The following is a 3003-nucleotide window of genomic DNA, read 5'->3' as shown; positions in this document are numbered from 1 at the left end:
CCCCGGCAACGACCACTTCGTCCTGTCCAAGGGACATGCCTCGCCGCTGCTGTACGCGACGTACAAGGCGGCCGGGGTCATCGACGACGAGGAGCTGCTGACCTTCCGCAAGGCCGGCAGCCGCCTCGAGGGACACCCCACGCCCCGGCTGCCGTGGGTCGAGGTGGCCACAGGCTCGCTCGGCCAGGGCCTGCCCGTGGGCGTCGGCATGGCGCTGGCCGGCAAGCGGCTCGACCGCGTGCCGTACCGCGTGTGGGTGCTGTCCGGCGACAGTGAGATGGCCGAGGGATCGGTCTGGGAGGCGGTCGAGCACGCGGGACACGAGCACCTGGACAATCTGACGCTGATCGTGGACGTCAACCGGCTGGGGCAGCGCGGTCCCACCCGGCACCAGCACGACATCGCGGCGTACACGCGCAGGCTGTACGCGTTCGACTGGCACACCGTCGAGATCGACGGGCACGACATCGACGCGATCGACCGGGCGTACGCGGAGGCGCGGTCCACCATCGGCAAACCGACCGTGATCCTGGCCCGTACGAAGAAGGGCCGCGGCGTCGCCGCCGCCGAGGACCGTGAGGGCCTGCACGGCAAGCCCATCAAGGACGCGGAGGCGGCCGTCGCCGAACTCGGCGGGCCGCGCGACCTGCGCATCGAGGTGCAGCCGCCGGCCGAGACACGTGTCCTGCGTCCCGTGAGGACCGGGCACCTGGAACTGCCGCGGTACGAGAAGGGCGAGTCGGTCGCCACGCGCACGGCGTACGGGCAGGCGCTGGCAGCGCTGGGCGCGGCCCGCGCCGACGTGGTCGCCCTCGACGGGGAGGTCAGCGACTCGACACGCGCCGAGTACTTCGCCAAGGAGCACCCCGAGCGGTTCTTCGAGTGCTACATAGCCGAGCAGCAGCTCGTCGCGGCCGCCGTCGGCATGCAGGCGCGGGGCTGGATCCCGTACGCGTCGACGTTCGCGGCGTTCTTCTCGCGTGCCGCGGACTTTGTCCGCATGGCGGCGATCAGCAGGGCCGGCATCAATCTCGTCGGATCCCACGCCGGGGTCGCCATCGGGCCCGACGGCCCCTCCCAGATGGGTCTGGAGGACCTCGCGGCCTTCCGCGCGGTGCACGGGGCGACGGTGTTGCACCCCTGCGACGCGAACCAGACGGCGCGGCTGGTGGTGCTGATGGCGGGCACGTCCGGCGTGCGCTACCTGCGGACCTGCCGCGGCGACACGCCGGTCCTCTACGGGCCCGACGAGGAGTTCCCCATAGGAGGCAGCAAGCTGCTGCGGGCGACCGGCGATGACCGCGTCACGCTGGTGGCCGCCGGGACGACCGTGCACGAGGCGCTGAAGGCCGCCGACCAGCTGGCCCGGGAGGGCATCGCGGCCCGCGTCGTCGACCTGTACTCCGTCAAGCCGGTGGACGCCCGCACCCTGCGGGAGGCGGCGGCGCAGACTGGCTGCCTGGTGACCGTCGAGGACCACCGCCCCGAGGGCGGTCTCGGCGACGCCGTTCTCGACGCATTCACGGACGGCAGGCCGGTGCCGCGGCTGGTCCGGCTGGCCGTCCGCTCGATGCCGACGTCGGCGACGCCCGGGGAGCAGCTGCACGCGGCGGGCATCGACGCCGAGTCGATCACTGCGGCGGTCCAGATGCTCGTTGAGCGGGCCGTCGTGCCGTGACGGATGCCGGTGGTCCACCGCCGCTGAGGGGGCCGCGGTCCGCAGTGACCGTGACGGAGGCCGTGTGGTCCGCCGTGACGGAGGCGGGGGTCCGCCGTGACGGAAGCCGGAGGCCCGGCGGCCTGCGGAACGCGGCCCTGAGGGCCGGAGCCGCCGGAGCCGGCACGCCACCCGCGGAGGACGGCGTGGTTGCCCCGACGTGTGCCAGGAACATCGTGAGCCCGCTCTGTCGCGCTCTGCCCCGCCGGCCGGGCCATGGTCACGCTGCGCCGCCGGCAGTCCCGCGCGGCCGCATCGGCCCGGGAACCCAGCGGAATGCCCGCACACGGACGCCGGCCCGGCCTGCCCGCAGCCCTCCGCTCCACCCGGGGCCGTGAGCGTGCGGCCGCCCGGAGCCGAGCGGGTGCGGCCGCTCCGGAGCCCCCGCCCGACTCGTCCAAGGGTTTGCGTCCACAGGGTGGGGTTACACGCGCTGTGAGGCAGCCATGGCGAATACACCGGAGAACAACTCAGACGGAAAGGCCCGGCAGGAGGACCTGCCCAGGCCGACGGAAGTGCTGCGCGAGGCCCGCGGACAACTGGCGGAGCTGACCGGAATGGAAGCGGAGTCGGTCTCGTCCTTCGAGCGGACCGACGAGGGCTGGCGGCTGGAGATCGAGGTCCTGGAACTGGCCAGGGTCCCCGAAACGATGAGCCTCCTCGCCTCCTACGAGGTCACTCTCGACCCGCAGGGCGCGCTGACCGGCTACCGGCGAGTGCGCCGGTACGAACGCGGTCGGTCCGACCGCAGGTGACCCGGAGGCCGCCCCCGCACGACGGCGGCCCGCGAACGCGCACTCCACCGACACACGACCACAAGGAGGACAGGGCGCAATGACCGTACTCCCGGCACAACAGGCAGGCGGCGGAGGGGGCAGCAGCGGTCTCTACGACGTACTGGAACTCGTCCTCGACCGGGGGCTCGTGATTGACGCATTCATCCGGGTCTCCCTCGTCGGTATCGAGATCCTGAAGATCGACATACGCGTCGTCGTGGCGAGCGTCGACACGTATCTGCGGTTCGCCGAGGCATGCAACCGCCTCGACCTGGAGGCAGGCCCGCGCAAGTCGCCCGGGCTGCCCGAGATCGTGGGCGAGGTGACCGAGTCCGGGGCCCGCGGCAAGTCCAAGGGCGCCCTGTCAGGGGCGGCCCAGACCATCTCCGAGGCCTTCAACCAGGCGCGTGACGAGGGCCGCGAGAAGCAGGAGGCGCGCCCGCGTGCCCGCCGTACCGCCCCCGCTCGCCGCAAGGAGGAGGAATGACCACCTACGTCTACGGGATCGCC

At 72.6% G+C, this 3003-nt stretch carries 3 protein-coding genes; all 3 read left to right on the top strand.

All coding sequences use genetic code 11. The features are described from left to right. Nucleotides 1-1678 (top strand): transketolase (locus GUY61_RS36810; RefSeq protein ID WP_166634649.1); only part of this gene is annotated, 1678 nt, incomplete at its 5' end. 485 nt (nucleotides 1679-2163) lie between these two features. After that, entirely contained in the window at nucleotides 2164-2472 is a 309-nt protein-coding gene (locus GUY61_RS36805; RefSeq protein WP_166634648.1) for a gas vesicle protein, read from the top strand. A 79-nt stretch (nucleotides 2473-2551) separates the two neighbouring features. After that, complete coding sequence (locus tag GUY61_RS36800) at nucleotides 2552-2980, top strand: gas vesicle structural protein GvpA (protein WP_166634647.1); 429 nt, start codon at nucleotides 2552-2554, stop codon at nucleotides 2978-2980. Nucleotides 2981-3003: the final 23 nt, after the last annotated feature.

This window comes from Streptomyces sp. GC420, assembly GCF_009916105.1.
GTDB lineage: Bacteria > Actinomycetota > Actinomycetes > Streptomycetales > Streptomycetaceae > Streptomyces.
Note: the sequence above shows the minus strand (reverse complement) of the source record. Positions and strands in the feature narration are given on the sequence as shown.

Bases quoted from the DNA above. Each gene is read 5' to 3' on its own strand.
- GUY61_RS36805 (WP_166634648.1), top strand. From the start codon at position 2,164: ATGGCGAATACACCGGAGAACAACTCAGACGGAAAGGCCCGGCAGGAG.
- GUY61_RS36800 (WP_166634647.1), top strand. From the start codon at position 2,552: ATGACCGTACTCCCGGCACAACAGGCAGGCGGCGGAGGGGGCAGCAGC.